Source organism: Burkholderiaceae bacterium DAT-1, from assembly GCA_019084025.1.
GTDB lineage: Bacteria > Pseudomonadota > Gammaproteobacteria > Burkholderiales > Chitinimonadaceae > DAT-1.
Genome location: JAHRBI010000003.1, coordinates 26,070 through 41,008, shown reverse-complemented (window position 1 = coordinate 41,008; position 14,939 = coordinate 26,070). Strand labels below are relative to the sequence as shown.

14 protein-coding genes are annotated in these 14,939 nt (G+C 55.7%); 3 read left to right on the top strand and 11 right to left on the bottom strand.

Translation table 11 applies throughout. The features are described 5' to 3' along the window. Nucleotides 1–95 precede the first annotated feature (95 nt). The 4 genes from KSF73_06110 to prmC are packed head-to-tail and all read right to left on the bottom strand — an operon-like array spanning nt 96 to nt 3,422. Nucleotides 96–776, bottom strand: a complete 681-nt coding sequence (locus tag KSF73_06110) for a response regulator (GenBank protein ID MBV1775284.1) — start codon at nt 774–776, stop codon at nt 96–98. Next, the gene (locus KSF73_06105; protein ID MBV1775283.1) at nt 773–2,209 is read right to left on the bottom strand and encodes a HAMP domain-containing protein; all 1,437 of its coding nucleotides are present in this window, start codon (nt 2,207–2,209) and stop codon (nt 773–775) included. The genes KSF73_06110 and KSF73_06105 overlap by 4 nt, the downstream gene beginning before the upstream one ends. A gap of 9 nt (nt 2,210–2,218) precedes the next feature. Further along, the gene (locus KSF73_06100; GenBank protein MBV1775282.1) at nt 2,219–2,533 is read right to left on the bottom strand and encodes a hypothetical protein; all 315 of its coding nucleotides are present in this window, start codon (nt 2,531–2,533) and stop codon (nt 2,219–2,221) included. Between the two features lie 37 nt (nt 2,534–2,570). Then, nucleotides 2,571–3,422, bottom strand: coding sequence for a peptide chain release factor N(5)-glutamine methyltransferase (gene prmC / locus KSF73_06095; GenBank protein MBV1775281.1), 852 nt, complete (start codon nt 3,420–3,422; stop codon nt 2,571–2,573). A gap of 189 nt (nt 3,423–3,611) precedes the next feature. Between prmC and gshA the strand changes: the two genes are divergently transcribed. Both gshA and KSF73_06085 read left to right on the top strand, forming a co-directional pair. Beyond that, nucleotides 3,612–4,913, top strand: a complete 1,302-nt coding sequence (gshA, locus tag KSF73_06090) for a glutamate--cysteine ligase (protein ID MBV1775280.1) — start codon at nt 3,612–3,614, stop codon at nt 4,911–4,913. A gap of 376 nt (nt 4,914–5,289) precedes the next feature. Next, nucleotides 5,290–6,150, top strand: a complete 861-nt coding sequence (locus KSF73_06085) for a hypothetical protein (GenBank protein MBV1775279.1) — start codon at nt 5,290–5,292, stop codon at nt 6,148–6,150. 84 nt (nt 6,151–6,234) lie between these two features. Here the strand turns inward: KSF73_06085 and gstA are convergent, their stop codons facing one another. The 4 genes from gstA to KSF73_06065 form a co-directional block, all read right to left on the bottom strand. After that, on the bottom strand, nt 6,235–6,840 hold the full coding sequence (gene gstA / locus KSF73_06080) for a glutathione transferase GstA (protein MBV1775278.1): 606 nt from the start codon (nt 6,838–6,840) through the stop codon (nt 6,235–6,237). Nucleotides 6,841–6,914: 74 nt separating this feature from the next. Beyond that, nucleotides 6,915–7,217 (bottom strand): DUF962 domain-containing protein, encoded by a 303-nt coding sequence (locus KSF73_06075; GenBank protein MBV1775277.1) that lies wholly within the window; start codon nt 7,215–7,217, stop codon nt 6,915–6,917. Continuing rightward, nucleotides 7,214–7,888: a hypothetical protein gene (locus KSF73_06070; GenBank protein ID MBV1775276.1), complete on the bottom strand. Its 675-nt coding sequence runs from the start codon at nt 7,886–7,888 to the stop codon at nt 7,214–7,216. Before KSF73_06070 ends, KSF73_06075 begins: the two co-directional genes overlap by 4 nt. A 60-nt stretch (nt 7,889–7,948) precedes the next feature. After that, a complete protein-coding gene (locus KSF73_06065; GenBank protein ID MBV1775275.1) occupies nt 7,949–9,193 on the bottom strand; it encodes a S1C family serine protease in 1,245 nt (414 codons plus the stop codon). Nucleotides 9,194–9,408: 215 nt separating this feature from the next. Between KSF73_06065 and KSF73_06060 the strand changes: the two genes are divergently transcribed. Then, complete coding sequence (locus KSF73_06060; protein MBV1775274.1) at nt 9,409–10,221, top strand: ABC transporter substrate-binding protein; 813 nt, start codon at nt 9,409–9,411, stop codon at nt 10,219–10,221. 18 nt (nt 10,222–10,239) lie between these two features. Here KSF73_06060 and KSF73_06055 read toward each other — a convergent pair whose 3' ends face one another. The 3 genes from KSF73_06055 to KSF73_06045 are packed head-to-tail and all read right to left on the bottom strand — an operon-like array spanning nt 10,240 to nt 14,918. Further along, a complete protein-coding gene (locus KSF73_06055) occupies nt 10,240–11,400 on the bottom strand; it encodes a class I SAM-dependent RNA methyltransferase (GenBank protein MBV1775273.1) in 1,161 nt (386 codons plus the stop codon). A 12-nt stretch (nt 11,401–11,412) separates the two neighbouring features. Next, nucleotides 11,413–14,247: an AAA family ATPase gene (locus tag KSF73_06050; protein MBV1775272.1), complete on the bottom strand. Its 2,835-nt coding sequence runs from the start codon at nt 14,245–14,247 to the stop codon at nt 11,413–11,415. Nucleotides 14,248–14,249: 2 nt separating this feature from the next. Then, nucleotides 14,250–14,918, bottom strand: a complete 669-nt coding sequence (locus tag KSF73_06045; protein MBV1775271.1) for a hypothetical protein — start codon at nt 14,916–14,918, stop codon at nt 14,250–14,252. Nucleotides 14,919–14,939 lie beyond the last annotated feature (21 nt).

The following is a 14,939-nucleotide window of genomic DNA, read 5'->3' as shown; positions in this document are numbered from 1 at the left end:
CCTCTTGGCAACGCGGGTGAGCCCGCATGACGTCACTGTGAGGTCACAATGTGGAGCAATCGTGGAGAGCGTGAAGCAGGATACAAACGGTAGGGTCAGAGCTCGAAGCGGTAGCCGACGCCATACACCGAATGGATTACATCCAGATCGGGGAGAATCGTCGCCAGCTTTTTGCGCAGATTTTTGATGTGGCTATCCACTGTACGATCAAACACATCACGGCTGTGGTCGTAGGCGAGCTCAAGCAGGTGAGCGCGCGAAAAAATCCGCCCCGGCGAACGCATCAGCACCATCAGTAACCTGAATTCCTGTGGCGTGAGATTGAGGAGTTGACCCTGACAGTGGATGCGCTGGGCGGCCTCGTCTACCACAAACAGCGAGGCAGACACAGCTGGCTCGGGTGTGGCGGATGGTCGGCGACGGAGATGCACCTTCACGCGTGCCATCAGTTCGCGCGGGCTAAAGGGCTTGCAGACATAGTCATCGGCACCGGATTCGAATCCCAGCAGGCGGTCGATTTCTTCGACGCGCGCCGTGACCATTAAAACCGGAAACTGAAAGCGCTGCCGGATGGCCTGACAGACCGCGACACCATCCAGTCCCGGCATCATGATATCGAGTAGCAGCACATCGGGCTGGCATTCATCGAGTGCGGTGAGTACCGCATCACCCCGATCAAAATATCGGGTAGTGCATCCAGCATGCTGTAGATAGGCCAGCACCACTTCGGCAATGCGCGGATCATCTTCGGCTACCCAGACTGTGCCCTGCGTCATCGTGCGGCTTTCTTATAACTGGCTTGTGTCGGGAGCAAGATGCGCAGACACAGCCCACCCAGCTGGCTATGGCTGGCGCTAATCTGGCCGCCATGGGACTCGACAATGCTTTTACAGATAGCGAGTCCCAGTCCCGAGCCGCCCTGAGCGCGATTACGCGATGCATCTACCCGATAAAAGCGTTCAAACAGGCGGGGCAGAGCCGCGTCTGGTACGCCGGGCGCAGAATCTTCAATGAGAATATCGGTGAGCGGGCCATTCTGCTGGCAGCTGATGTGCACGATGCCGCCGCGATCGGTATAGCGCAGGCTGTTGCCAAGTGCATTGACCAGTACCTGCTGCAACCGGTCGGGGTCGGCGTTCAGGATGGCAGGGTGCGCATGCACCTCAAGTGTCAATCCTGACTTTTGCATGGGGGCGGCAAACTGAGCGGCTACTTCTTCGATCAGGGCGGGTAAATCAAGTGATACCGGTTTCAGCCCTAGCTGGCCGACGTCTGCCCGTGCCAGCTGGTGCAGATCGGTTACCAGTCGTTCCATCTCGGCAAGCGTGGCGTCGATCCGGTCCAGTCCGCGTGCATCAAGCGGCATGACACCATCCCGCATCGCTTCGCTGTGGGCGCGCAGGACGGTTAAGGGCGTGCGCAGCTCGTGCGAGGTGTCGGCCACCCACTGCCGCCGCGAGTGTTCATACTGTTCGATCTGCTCGGCCATGCGGTTAAAATCATCGGCCAGCATTCCGAGTTCGTCGGAGCGGTGCAGATGGGCGCGGGCGTTTAGTTTACCGCTAGCAAGCTGTCGTGCGGCCAGCATCAGGGCGTGTATGGGTTGCCGCAGTGAATGTGCGAGCCATGCTGCCGCGATGGCTGAAACCACTAACCCGACAAGGGCAATCCACAGCAGATTTCGGGTTTGCGCCCGCAGGAATTCGCTGGCCAGCATATCGCTGTTGCCCGGCGCACCTGCCAGTGCGAGAAAACCAATGACACGGCCATCGTCCATCGAATGGATGGCTCGGCGGGGGCGATGCGGGTCGTGTGGTGGGCCGGCCAGATGCTGGCCACCTGCATCAAACAGAATCAGGCGCGGCCCGATGCCCAGCAGGTCACCTTGCATGGGAAGGGGGCGTGGGTCATCGGGATCACGCTGAGGTGGTGGTCGCTCCTGTGCCCCTCGCGGGGGAAGCAGATCGCGCGGTCCGCGCACAAACGACCAATCACCGTGATGCTGGTAGCGGCGCTGCAGTACATCCTCTACCCGATCAAGCCGCGTCAGTTCGATGCGGGCCAGATAGTCGTCGAGTCCTCTCCCCAGACTCAGGCGAAATAGCCCGGCCAGTACGCTGATGACGATCAGCAAGGTACCCAGCAACACCACAAAAAAGGTGATGCCAATCGAACGACGCGGCTTGTCGGATAGTCGGACGGTAGTCATGCCGTAAACTTAGTCCTGCTTGGGGGGTGGACCATCGGGACGTCCCCCCTCACGCGGCGGGCGATCTGGCATGGCAAACAGCTTGCTGTCGCCGTGTTTGCGGCAGCTAGCCTGCAGCGTATCGCCACGCGGTGTCTTGACGGTGACTTTATCGCCCGCCTGCTTGCCTTCGCAAGCGGTAAAGGCCTCTGGTGGTGGTTCACGGCGTGCATGGTGATGTGGCGGCTGATCGTGATCACCGGGCGGAGGCGGCATGTTGTCTCCGGCACAGGCCAGTACCCCTGCACTCATCAAAACGGCAAGTACGGTGAATCGGGTTTTCATGGAGAACTCCTTGCGTTGTTGGTTGCGACAGGGTTCATCATGGCCGGGGATTATGGAGGAATCGTGGAGAGTGGCCGCCAGTCACTCGATCCAATCCTGCCAGGTCAGTCCAGGTCGCCACATCGTTAAAACCGTGCGCGTTTAGAATCGCGCGGCACGCTTCGCCCTGATCGAAACCATGCTCCATCAGCAGCCAGCCATCAGCCTGCAGCCGGGAGCGGGCGCCTGCCACAATCTCGCGGATATGGCTCAGTCCATCCGAAAAATCGGTTAAGGCCATTGCAGGCTCGAAGCGCAGATCGCCTTCGCTCAGGTGACGATCCTCATTGGCAATATAGGGGGGATTGGACACGATCATGGCAAATTGCTCGCCTGCGTCCAGTGGTGTATACCAGCTGCCCTGCAGAAAGCGGATGGATGCGTTCAATCGATCGGCATTGCTGCGCGCAACCTCAAGTGCATCCGGGCTGAGATCGATGGCCGATACATCCAGATCAGGTCGCTCTAGCTTCAGCGTCACCGGAATGATGCCGGAGCCGGTACCGAGATCAATCACCCGTGCCGATTGCGGCAGGCGTGCGAGTGCCAGTTCGATCAGCAATTCTGTATCGGGACGTGGAATCAGTACCGCAGGCGTGACCCTGAAAGACCGCCCGAAGAACTCGCGCTCACCCACCAGATAGGCCACAGGTTCACCTGCATGACGGCGGGTCAGTACATCGCGGCAGGCGCTGGCGCGCTCAGCATCGACCCGCATCTCTGGATGGGCGATTTGCTGTAGCCGTGTGCAGCCGGTTGCGTGTTCGACCAGCATCCGCACTTCCAGCGCGGGCAGGCCGAGCTGCTGGCGGCCAAGGTCAATCAGGGATTGAAGTGTGTGATGTTGCATGGAAGTCGCGTCCGGCGCATGTTCATATTGTGTCAGTCTTGCCAGTGTACCCTTGAATCCGGGCACAATGCCCTAACATAAGTTTGATTGGACGCCCGGAACGCTTGATCAGTGGGCCGATAAAGCGTCTCTGTTTTCTGGTGCGAACTGGTTTATGCTGTTTGCACCCAACCAATAAAGGGTATCGCCATGACCGTGCCTCACCTTTCCACAGCACTGACAGGCCCGCTGCTGGACCTTGAACGCAAGATTCTTGCATCCCAATGCGAGATCGAAGCGTGGTTCCGTTCGCAATGGCTGGAGGATGCCCCGCCCTTTTATGGCTCGGTTGACTTGCGTAACGCGGGCTTCAAGCTGGCACCGGTTGATATGAATCTGTTCCCGGGCGGCTTCAATAACCTGAATCCCGATTTCACGCCTCTGTGTGTGCATGCAGTCCAGTCCGCGCTGGAAAAGGTCTGTCCGGATGCGCGCCGCGTGCTGCTGATTCCGGAAAACCATACCCGCAACCAGTTTTATCTGACCAATGTGGCGGCGCTGCAGCGCATTCTGGGTCTGGCCGGGCTGGTGGTGCGAATCGGCTCGCTGAATCCCGAAATCACCGAACCCACGACGCTGGAACTGCCCAATGGCGCCAGCCTGACGCTGGAACCGGTGGTGCGCAATGGCAATCGCGTGGGGGTGGCGGGCTTTAATCCGTGCGTCGTGCTGCTGAACAATGATTTGTCGGCTGGCATTCCGGACATCCTGAAAGGCATCGAGCAATATTTGCTGCCGCCCCTGCATGCGGGCTGGTTCATGCGCCGCAAAACCAACCATTTCAAGGAATACGATACCGTTGCCGCCGATTTTGCGCGCCTGATCGGGATCGATCCGTGGTACATCAATCCCTACTTTGGTCATGTCGACCAGCTGGACTTCCAGTCACGCGAAGGCGAAGAGCGTCTGGCGGCAGAAGTCGAGCGCATCCTCAACATGACCCGCATCAAGTACAAGGATGAAGGCATTGATGCCGAGCCATTCGCCATCGTTAAGGCCAACGCCGGTACCTATGGCATGGGTGTGATGAGCGTGCGCTCGCCGGAAGAAGTGATCGGCTTGAACCGCAAGCAGCGTAACAAGATGGCCGTCATCAAGGAAGGCGTGGAAGTCAGCGATGTGATCGTGCAGGAAGGCGTGGTCACCGTCGAGACGATCGAAGATTCTGTGGCCGAGCCAGTGGTCTACATGATGGATCGCTTTGTGGTGGGCGGTTTCTACCGCGTCCATACCGAGCGTGGTATCCACGAAAACCTGAATGCGCCCGGCGCAGTCTTCAAGCCGCTGGCCTTCGAGACCCCCTGTACTGTGCCCGATTGCAATGCGACGCCCGATTGTGCACCGAATCGCTTCTATGCCTATGGTGTGGTGGCGCGGCTGGCGCTGCTGGCCGGATCTCGCGAGATTTCGGCGACGATGCCGGCGGATCAGGGAATCATCGTGCCAGCCTGATTTCAACGCTGGCGATACCCATAACACCAGCCGACCCGCTGGTGTTTTTTTATGCCTCTCAGTGTGGAATGCAGTTGGAATCATGCATCGGCATAGCTGATGTGGATGCGTGTGATCGGAAATATTTAAATTGTACTTTTATTCAAATTAATAATCGTTTGCCGGGGTGGGTATACCGTCATTCCGATGTTTATGTAAGCCATGCATGTTGATGTCTGGGTATGTTACTGAAAATGACTTGACCCGATTTATTTAATGCGGGCAGTATTCGGAGCGGCGAATATCACCACGGTGAAACGTATTTTTGAAAAAGGTTTGTATGTTTGAATACAGCCTTTTACTAATTTTAAAATAGCTAATATAAGCGGGAGAGAAAATGAAGCGTTCAATCGGTCTGCTACTCATGATGGGCGCGCTGGCGGGATGTGTAGGGAAGGGAGGGAGTACCTCCGCGACCAATCCCCAGCCAACTCCTGCGCTGACTTCTGCTACAAATTGCGATCCCTTTGGCGAGTTTGTAGATGGCGAACTGAGTTACAATAATGATGCTTGGGGATTATCGAATCTATTGCCCGGCCAGACCTATAGCCAATGTGTCATCCGTTCTGTCACGCCGCAAAATAGATATCAATATTCATTTAATTGGAATTGGCCCACCAATCCAAAAGCCGCCGGAATATTTGCCTACCCGAATGTAATGTATGGATTGAATCCGAATTGGCATGGGCATGCATCTTCCACGAGTAAACTGCCTCTGCAGGTCAGTCAGCTCAAAGGGTTAACAGCTAGCGCAGAAGTTAATCTGACTTCGACTGGATCGTACGATTTGGCCTACGATTTATTTTTTACAACGCATGCTTCAGATACGGAAAACAATGTCATCAAGTCGGAAATCATGGTCTGGCTTGACTACAAAAACATGAACCCTGCCTGGTGGCCATCGGTCGGCCAAGTCACGATTGGCAATATGCTGTTCGACGTGTATGCCAGCACCACATTCCAGGCACAAACTACGCCACCCTCGTCGCCCAGAGCTTTTATCGTATTTGCTCCGCACCAGATTCCGGTGTACGCAGGAACGATCGATCTAAAAGCCATGATCGACTATTGTGTCCAGCGCGGTCTGATTGATCCGGCAAATTATCTGTCTATGGTCAGCCTGGGGGCCGAAATTGCAACGCAGGATGGTGGCTTTGGTCAAATGACAATTAATCAATTTGCAGTCAACATCAAGTAATGCGAGATGCGTGCTGACACATAAAACAAGGCCTGCATCGAATGATGCAGGCCCTGATTTTTCAACCGATAGGGAGCATCAACCTTACTTGTTCAGGCCTTCTGCTGCCAGCGCCGCCTGTACGGCTGGGCGAGCAGCGATGCGCGCCATATAGTCCTGAATATGCGGGTAATCTGCCAGCGGAATCGACAGGAAATTCGCCCAGTTGATCACTGTAAATGCGTAGGCATCCGCAATACTGTAGTCACCTGCCAGATAGCTTGTCGTCGCCAGGTGTGCATTGACATCCTTCAGTCGGGTTGCCAGACGATCCAGGGTTTGGGCGCGCACGGCGTCAAGCGTCGCCGGATTCCATAGCGGCCCGAAGGTCTTGTGCAACTCTGTGCTGATAAATCCTACCCATTTGGTCACTTCGAGACGGCGAAGGCTGCGTACCTCGCCAATCAGACCGGCCTCTGGCACTTGATCTGCTACGTATTGCAGCAAAGCAGATGCTTCGGAGTGGCGGCTGCCATCATCCAGCTCCAGCAATGGCACGTAACCACGCGGCGAAATGTCGTAGTAGTTTGTACCATCCGCCAGTGTATGGCTGCGCAGATCGACCTTGACGGCGTCTGCTTTCAGGCCTGCTTCGTGCAGGGCAATATGGACAGCCAGTGAGCAGGCACCCGGCGAGAAGTACAGTTTCATGCGTATCTCCAAAGGATAGATCGGTGGAAACCCTTACATGCGGGCATTGCGACAGATTTAAAGGGTGAAATGCGTCAGAACGGGATGCGTCCGGTCAGCATCATGGCATACATCACCCAGTCGCCCATCAAGCTATAAAGAGGATAGGTGAAGGTCGCAGGTCGATTTTTCTCGAATCCGAAATGGCCGATCCAGGCAAATCCATATCCTGCTACCGGCATGCCTGCTAGCCAGATGGCTTCCTGGCGAAGGATTGCGGTGGCCAGGCACACCAATACCAATGTGCTGCCGATAAAGTGCAGGCGCCGACAGGTACGGTTGCGATGTTCGGCCAGGTAGTAGGGAAGGAAGTCGGAAAAGCGGTTGAAGATCTTCATTTGATCTGGGGCGCTGGATCATGTGCCTTCAAGTATGCATCAACATATTTGGGGTCTGCAAGAATTGCGTCAACAAGCGCGTCCGAGATAGATGTCATAAAGTCGACTAAATCCATTGCGGACCCTTTTTCAGCATTCACTGAATTGTCGACAAACTGTTTGTAAATGATTTCCTGTGTTTGGGCTAGCTTTGCTTCAATATTGCCTGCAATATAGGCTTTTCCGTAAATCTTAAAAGACCCATTGAAATAATCGGTAATGCAGGTTTTAAATTTAAAATCGGTGATGCTGATTGCAATTGAAATGTCAGCATCCGTTCCGATTTTGTGCTCGAAAATAGAGGTGTCAGGACTGTATGTCGAATAGCCAAGTGAGGCCGACTTTTGGGTCAGCGGTCGATTGAATTGTTTGGTGGAAAATTCAGGCTCTTCTGGGTTGTGGAATATGGCCTGACCATGATCACAAAAGCGATCAGCCATTGCGCCTGTGAGTGCACCTTCCGGTAAGTCTATTTTCAGTGAAATAATATTTGTGGTTAGTTTGGTGTTTGGGAGTCTGGATTGGATATTTAACGGCTGCTTTGGCGGGATGATTGGTATTTCAAGTGTTCCCGCGTATGTCAGACTCGTTGTGGTTAAAAGCATGCAAATTAGAATTAAAATTTTCATCATGATGTCAGGCTGGTATGAATAGGGTAGAGGGGGTGTTCCCCTCCACTCTTTAAAATGGAATTAGTCGAGAACGATAGAGAGCTGTTCAATCGCTTCGCTAATCGGAATGAACATGGCAATGCCACCCGTTGTCATGCCTAGTGCTGCGACGCCGATGACCTGTCCTTCATTGTTAACAAGGGGGCCACCGCTATTGCCGGGTTTGATTGAAACATCGCTTTGAATATATGTGGTTCCCTCAATGGTACGGTAAGCACTCAGGACGCCCTGTGTTACCGTACCTGCCAGCTCCTGACTAAGCGGAGACCCAACGGCGTAAACGGCACTGCCCACTGTTCCTTTGGCCTTGCTCAATGAGAGCGTATGTTCGGCTGAGTATTCTGCTTTGATCAGGGCAATGTCTCTCTGAGAGTTCATTCTCTGAACCTCACCCACAATCGATCTGCCATCGGCAAGCTTGATTTTGACGTACCTAGCCCCTCCAACCACATGCTGATTAGTTAGCAAGTAACCGTCTTTACCGATAAAGAATCCTGATCCACTTCCAATGCTACTCTCAATTGTCACTACGCCCGGCAGAAGTTGCTTGGAAAAAAATTGTGGCAGAATGGTCTCTTTTATTCCGCCTGCAATTCGGAGTGGTGGTAGTTTCTCAATTTTACTTTTTCCGCCAGTCTTGAATGTTTCCACATAGGCTGCATCGGCGAAGAGGTTGTCGATGTTGCCTCGCAATAATGGGTCGAAGAAGTCATCAATATTTAGGGATGAGCCTGTTTCATTTGAGAATGATGATTCTACTGTATTGCTGTAGACGACTGATTGCAGAAGGGGGGAATACAACTCCCATTTTACCTTCATATAAGACTTTCCACGCAGATCCTTTGTCTCGCCGCAGGCTTTATACTTAAAGTCTATTAGGGTTGCGCCAACTTTAAAGGTGGCCTCGCTGCCGAGCTTTTCATCAAATGCAGATTGCGATGCGATGGTTCTCGGATAGCCATGCTTGATGGCTTCCTCCTTAAAGAGTCTTTGTAAATCTGCTTTGACCCAGTCGCTTGTATCTTTTGTGAAATAGATATCGCGAGAATTAGTGCAGAACATCCCAGACATGAACGCACCAATTTTGTCCGTGCCATCGAGATGGCTGCGCCATGCTGAAAACTCAGCGGTGCGATTCAATTCGGCAGATTTGACATCAATGGCCTGCAGTTTGGTTGCAGTGGGAATGCCGGAAAAGTCTGCAGACAGGGCTGAGAGGCAAGCGCAAGCAAATGAGACAAGCCAAGAAATTTTCGATAGTTTCATTTTAGTGAAATTGAATAGTGTTGGAAAAAATACCGAACGTGCTAGCCATCAGCAAGCACAGGAATAGCAAAGTATTGTATCAGTTTGATTTGATGCTGGTATAGCGGTGGATTCATGGCATGGGCGATGTGACGAATGATTTTCTGTAAGGTGCCAAGCTAGTATTGGTGAGTGGCCTATAAAGAAAAAGTGATGTGAATGGTGTAGGAGCTGTTGTGCTTGGCCGTGGAGCAGTCAGTCCTCGAATTGTGGGTATCGTTGGCATACTTATAGTGTGCGCTCAGGGGATTGCCGCCTGCCATCACCCCTACCCCGTTGCTTACGGTGAACTCGGATACGCAAGCAATCAGGATGCATCTGGTCGGGAAACGGGATTTCTGCTGGATGCGTATCGCGAGGTGGCGCGGCGAACCGGGTGCCAGTTTCGTTTGGAAAAAGTGCCGCTGGCGCGTGCCGCCAGACGCTTCTTTGCCGGACAATCGATTGTGGTGGGCCCGGCTTTCACGCTGTCAAATCCCGAACAGGAAAAGGAAATACATTTTATTCCGCTAATGCGCACCAGTACCGAGCTCATTGTATTGCGTTCACATGCTTCGTTGATTCGCGGGACGCATCTGGGGGCAGGGTTGCGTTTAGGTGTACTGAATGGGGCAAGTTACGGCGAGTGGGTGGATGACTGGCTGAAGACGATCCCGCCAGCGCAGGTACATACCATCCAGTCGATAGAATCACTGTTTCAGATGATGGTCTTGCACCGCATTCATGCGACCGTGGGGAATGCCTATGTGTACAAGTGGGAATTAGATCGGCGTGGGCTCAATAATTACGTACGTGTAATGCCAATGCCTGACGCAGGGACATTTCATGTTGGCATTGCCATGAATATGAAAACGATTCATCCGGATGATCGGGAGACGCTACGGCATGCGTTTGAAACACTGCGCGATGATGGTACCTTTGAGCGTATAGTCGCCCGCTATCTGGGTGATGCCACGGCACGCGAGCAGGTGAGACACTGGAACAAGTGACTCACCTGCATGGCGGAATTATTCCTCAGCCTTGCGGTTGCTACCTGCCACCATCTTGAATTCAAACAGGCGGCATTCCAGCGCGCCATTGAACAGTACGGTGCGCTTGCTGGCTGACAGGCGAATGAGCTTGGCCAGTCTCAGATCACCAGTGAAATAGTACGCACGCCAGCCGGAGAACCGCTGTTTCAGGGCGTGGCCGATTTCCGGGTAGAGCTTGCCCAGATGTTCCTGCTCGTCCAGGCGGATACCATAAGGCGGGTTGCACACCAGCACGCCATGATCCATCGGGGCTTCGCAGGTGAGCGCATCATCCACCCAGATATCCACGCAATCAGCGAGGCCGGCTGCTTCCAGATTCTCGCGGGCAGTTTCCAGTACGGCGCGGTCAATATCATTGCCGAAAATCGGCAGCGGACGCAGAGGTTGCATGCCAGCCTTGGCTGCTTCGCGTACGCGATCCAGCGCTGCAGGGACAAACATCTTGAACTGCTCGAAGGCAAAGTAGCGGTTCAGACCCGGCGGAATGTTCAGGGCGATCATCGCGGCTTCAACCAGGAAGGTGCCGCTACCGCACATGGGGTCGAACAGCGGTTCGACGCCATCCCAGCCGGTAAGCTTGAGGATACCGGCAGCCAGATTCTCGCGCAGCGGCGCTTCGCCCGACGCCACACGGTAGCCCCGCTTGAACAGCGCCTCACCGGAAGTGTCGAGATAGACAGAGGCCATGCTGTCGGTCAGGAATGCCTGAATGCGCATGGCTGGCTCGCGTGTATCCACGCTCGGGCGTTCGCCCAGTTTGGCGCGGAAGCGGTCGCACACGGCATCCTTGATCTTCAGCGTCAGGAAATCGAGGCTCTTGAGCGGACTCTTGATGGCAGTGACCGATACCTTGATGGTCTTGCTCACATCAAAGAGTTCGTACCACTCCACGCTGCGGACCAGCTGATAGACGTCATCCTCGTTGCGGTAAGGACGTTCGGCCAGCTTCCACAGAATGCGCGAGGCGACGCGGCTGTGTACGTTGGCGGCCATCATGGTCAGCCAGTCGGCATTAAAGGCCACGCCACCATCGGTGGCGGTGACATCCTGTGCCTTGAGGTGCACCAGTTCGGTGGCAAGAATCTGTTCAAGCCCGCGCGGACACGTGGCGAAAAACGGGAAGGTCTGCTTTTTCATGATCGGTGTCCGTCAGCTTGAAGCGGTTGAGGTGGTTGTAGCAGCAGGTGTCACCCGACGGCGAGCCTGACTGATGACCGGTGCCCAGCGTTCGCCCGGTCGTTTTTTGTAAGTACACAGGGTCAGCTCGCTCGGGGCGAAGGCGTTGACGTTATGGGTCAGCGGCATGGTGATGAGGTACTGAGCCTGCGTGGCGCGCAGGAATGCCCCCACCTTGTCGATATTGAGCACGTCGAGGTGGGCAAAGGGTTCGTCGATGAATACAAAGCCGGTCGGATTGTCTTCATCCATCATCAGGCCAATCAGCAGGATCAGCGATTTCATCACCTGCTGGCCACCGGATGCTTCGCCATCATTCAGGCCCATCAGACCCTTCTGGTCGAAGTCGAATTTGACTGATAGGCCAGCTTGCGCCAGCGTGGTGTCATCGTTGTCCAGATGCGGCGGTTCGACTTCCACGGAAATGCCCGCCAGTGCGCCCAGCCGGGTGACATTCTGGCCGTAGGCACGTACGGTGGCGCGCAGTTTGGCGATATAGGCACCACGCGCTTCCTTGGTCAGTTCATGGGCGCGTGCCACGCTTTGTGCGCGCGCCTGTGTTTCGTTGGCGAGACGATCGAAGTCCTGCTGCATTTTCTCGCGCAGCTCCAGCACCATGGCATCACGTTCCCAGTCGCCCTGCTCCAGGCGCTGGCGCTGGCGCTCGATTTCGTGGCGCACGGCCTGAACCGAACCCCATTCCTCGCGCAGAGCGGGCAGGGTGGCGGCGTCGATTCCGTGTTCCGCCAGTTCGCTGCGCAGGCGCTTGGCCGCCTCAATCTGGCGGGTTTGTTCCAGCTGGCGGGACTCCACCTGCGCAAGCAATTCGCTGACCTGCTTGAGCAACGCATCGCGGGTCAGTTCGGTTTTCTGACGTGAGAGGCGTGCTTCCAGCGCGGCTTTGCGAACTGTCTCCAGTTGCGTTTGCTCGGTCGCCAGTGCCTCGCCCAGACGCTGTGCTTCGGCACGTAACTCTGGCAGCGCGGCTTCGGCCGCAGCGAATTCATCGCTGCGAGCGGCCAATTGCTGCACGGCATCCATGCCGGCAAGTGACAGTTGCAGGCTGGTTATCTCGCGGCCGAGTTCAACCGAACGGGTTTCCAGATCGAGAATCAGCTGGTTCAGATCGCGCAGGCTGCGGCTGATTTCGTCCAGACGCGAGCGGCGCGCGGCTTCGCCAAAGGCATGATCGCGCGGATCGACGCCAATGTGGCGCGCGCCACGGCGTTCCTTGTGGTAGCCCTCGCGGGTGATCCAGTCGCCCTGTACCTCTGCACCGGCTTCCACCGATTTCACGCGGCGCACCTGATTCATCTGGCGGGTCAGCCAGCCCGGCGCATCGCGTTTAAAGTCGAGAATCTCCAGAATCGAGCCCGGCGTCGCCAATGGAATGGCTTCCTTTTCCGGCACGATAAAATGGCGATAGCGCAGCTGCTGGCCGATGGAAAACGCTTTGGCGCGATCCTGCTCGCGTTCCAGCAGAATGATGTGGCGATAAGGAGCCAGCAGGGCCTCGACGGCGTCCTGCCAGCTGTTGTCGCGCACTTCCACGATTTCGGTCAGTAGATGATGCACGATACCGGCTTCATCCAGCGCAGCACGCATCTGGCGCACAAACGGCTCCAGCGGCTGGCTGCCGCCTTGCAGGGTGTATTGCAGACTGGACAGGGTATCGCGATCCTGCTTGCGCGCCTTGATGGTGGCTTGCAGTTCGCCCTGTTCGGTACGCAAATTGCCGAGTTTGTCGGCCAGCTTGCCAGCATCGGCGCCGGATTCGGCTTCGGCCAGCGCCTGCATGCGGTTGCGTTGTTCCAGTAATTTTTCGGCGGCACGTGCTTCGCTACCTGCCTGCTGAAAGGGGCCGAACAGCGCCTTGTAGCGTGCATCAGCCTCTGCTTCGGCGGTAATGGCCGATTCGGCATCCTGATTCAGTCGAGCCAGTTCGCTTTCATGGACGGCCAGTTCATCCTGACGGGTTTTCAGCATGCGCCGCATGCCCTTGAACTGATTCACGTAGCCCATCAGCGAATCCCAGGCATCGAGATAGCGCAAGGCAGGCAGGACGCTGCGTTCCAGCTTGGCCACTTCCACTTCCAGCATGCGCCAGTCATCATAGCGCTGGGCGCGGACACGCATCTGTTCGACGCGGGCACCGAGGCCATCGAGCTGGTGGGTCAGCTCTTCCAGCTCCTGTTCGGCTTCGCGCTGTTCGTTGCGGGCATGCTGATAGTTATCGAGCACGGCTTTGTCGCCGAATACCTGAAACACCAGATCCAGCAGGGATTTGGGGCCGTATTCGCACAGTTTGTCAGTGTCACCCTGCTCCAGTGCCAGCACTTCGGCAATCGCACGGGTGAGACCTGCCTGTTCAAGATTCAGCTTGTAATCGCGCACGCCCAGCCAGGTGAGGGATTTCTCGCTTTCTTCGGTCAGTTCAATCTGTCCGGCGGCAATCGCGTAATGGCGCACCCAGTCGCCACCCTGACGCGAAATGCGGCAGAACAGGGTGACGGTATCATCGCTGATGGCCCAGAACGGTCGCTGACGGAAGATATCCGCCGAGGTATTGCGCGGGTTGTTGACTACGGCGCGCAGCCAGGCGGTTGGCTGCGACGAGTTTCTTACATAGCGCTTGTAGTCGCGGCGACCCGAGCAGGGCAGGGCCAGCAAAGTGCGCAGGGCGTCCAGCAAGGTCGTTTTACCGGAGCCATTGGGCCCCACGATGGTGACAATCTGCGCATCCAGTGGAACCTCGATGCTTTGCCAGAAGTCCCAGTTGCGCATTTCGATGCTGCGGAATTGAAACATGGTTATCGGGTTTCGCTGGGTTCAGGTTGTTGGGTGGTTTCGGATTGTCTGCGACGGAGCACATCCGACAGCGCGCCTTCAATGATGCGCGGGGCCAGCGTCGAATAGTCCAGCATCAGGTCGAGCAGGGGGCCTTCGTGCACCATGCGATTGCGGCGTTCGATCAGGCCCAGACGTGCGAGCGTACCAAGGTTGGCATTCATCCGTGTCTTGCCGCCCAATCGTTCACGGAAGTCAGCATAGAGTGCATCTTCGGAAATCCCCACGGAGACCGCTTCGCCATGCTGCATCGGCTTGTCGCTGACAAACATATCGCCCTGATTTTCCTTGTCTTTTTCCGCGCGGGAGACCTGGCGCTCTCGTTTAGGCAGGATAATCAATGCCCAGATCACTACCAGCAGTGCAATTGCATCGCGTGGCAGACCCATATTGTTGGAAAGCCAGCTCTCACCGTCCCCGAATACAAATGCTTCCAGATCGGACGACAGCGCCACCCCGATATGTTCGGCGTAGGGATTTTCCAGCAGAATCAATCCGGCCTCACCCAGACGGCGTTCCAGCCCCTGACGAAAGTCGTCATCCACCAAGGCGCGGCGTGCCAGCGGATCGGTACGGGGGAGATAGCGATGCGTAATGAGCCGGGCGCAGAGAATGGCTAGTGCGTCATTCATGCGGGAATGCTCCATGCAGGA

Bases quoted from the DNA above. Each gene is read 5' to 3' on its own strand.
- KSF73_06110 (MBV1775284.1), bottom strand. From the start codon at position 776: ATGACGCAGGGCACAGTCTGGGTAGCCGAAGATGATCCGCGCATTGCC.
- KSF73_06105 (MBV1775283.1), bottom strand. From the start codon at position 2,209: ATGACTACCGTCCGACTATCCGACAAGCCGCGTCGTTCGATTGGCATC.
- KSF73_06100 (MBV1775282.1), bottom strand. From the start codon at position 2,533: ATGAAAACCCGATTCACCGTACTTGCCGTTTTGATGAGTGCAGGGGTA.
- prmC (MBV1775281.1), bottom strand. From the start codon at position 3,422: ATGCAACATCACACACTTCAATCCCTGATTGACCTTGGCCGCCAGCAG.
- gshA (MBV1775280.1), top strand. From the start codon at position 3,612: ATGACCGTGCCTCACCTTTCCACAGCACTGACAGGCCCGCTGCTGGAC.
- KSF73_06085 (MBV1775279.1), top strand. From the start codon at position 5,290: ATGAAGCGTTCAATCGGTCTGCTACTCATGATGGGCGCGCTGGCGGGA.
- gstA (MBV1775278.1), bottom strand. From the start codon at position 6,840: ATGAAACTGTACTTCTCGCCGGGTGCCTGCTCACTGGCTGTCCATATT.
- KSF73_06075 (MBV1775277.1), bottom strand. From the start codon at position 7,217: ATGAAGATCTTCAACCGCTTTTCCGACTTCCTTCCCTACTACCTGGCC.
- KSF73_06070 (MBV1775276.1), bottom strand. From the start codon at position 7,888: ATGATGAAAATTTTAATTCTAATTTGCATGCTTTTAACCACAACGAGT.
- KSF73_06065 (MBV1775275.1), bottom strand. From the start codon at position 9,193: ATGAAACTATCGAAAATTTCTTGGCTTGTCTCATTTGCTTGCGCTTGC.
- KSF73_06055 (MBV1775273.1), bottom strand. From the start codon at position 11,400: ATGAAAAAGCAGACCTTCCCGTTTTTCGCCACGTGTCCGCGCGGGCTT.
- KSF73_06050 (MBV1775272.1), bottom strand. From the start codon at position 14,247: ATGTTTCAATTCCGCAGCATCGAAATGCGCAACTGGGACTTCTGGCAA.
- KSF73_06045 (MBV1775271.1), bottom strand. From the start codon at position 14,918: ATGAATGACGCACTAGCCATTCTCTGCGCCCGGCTCATTACGCATCGC.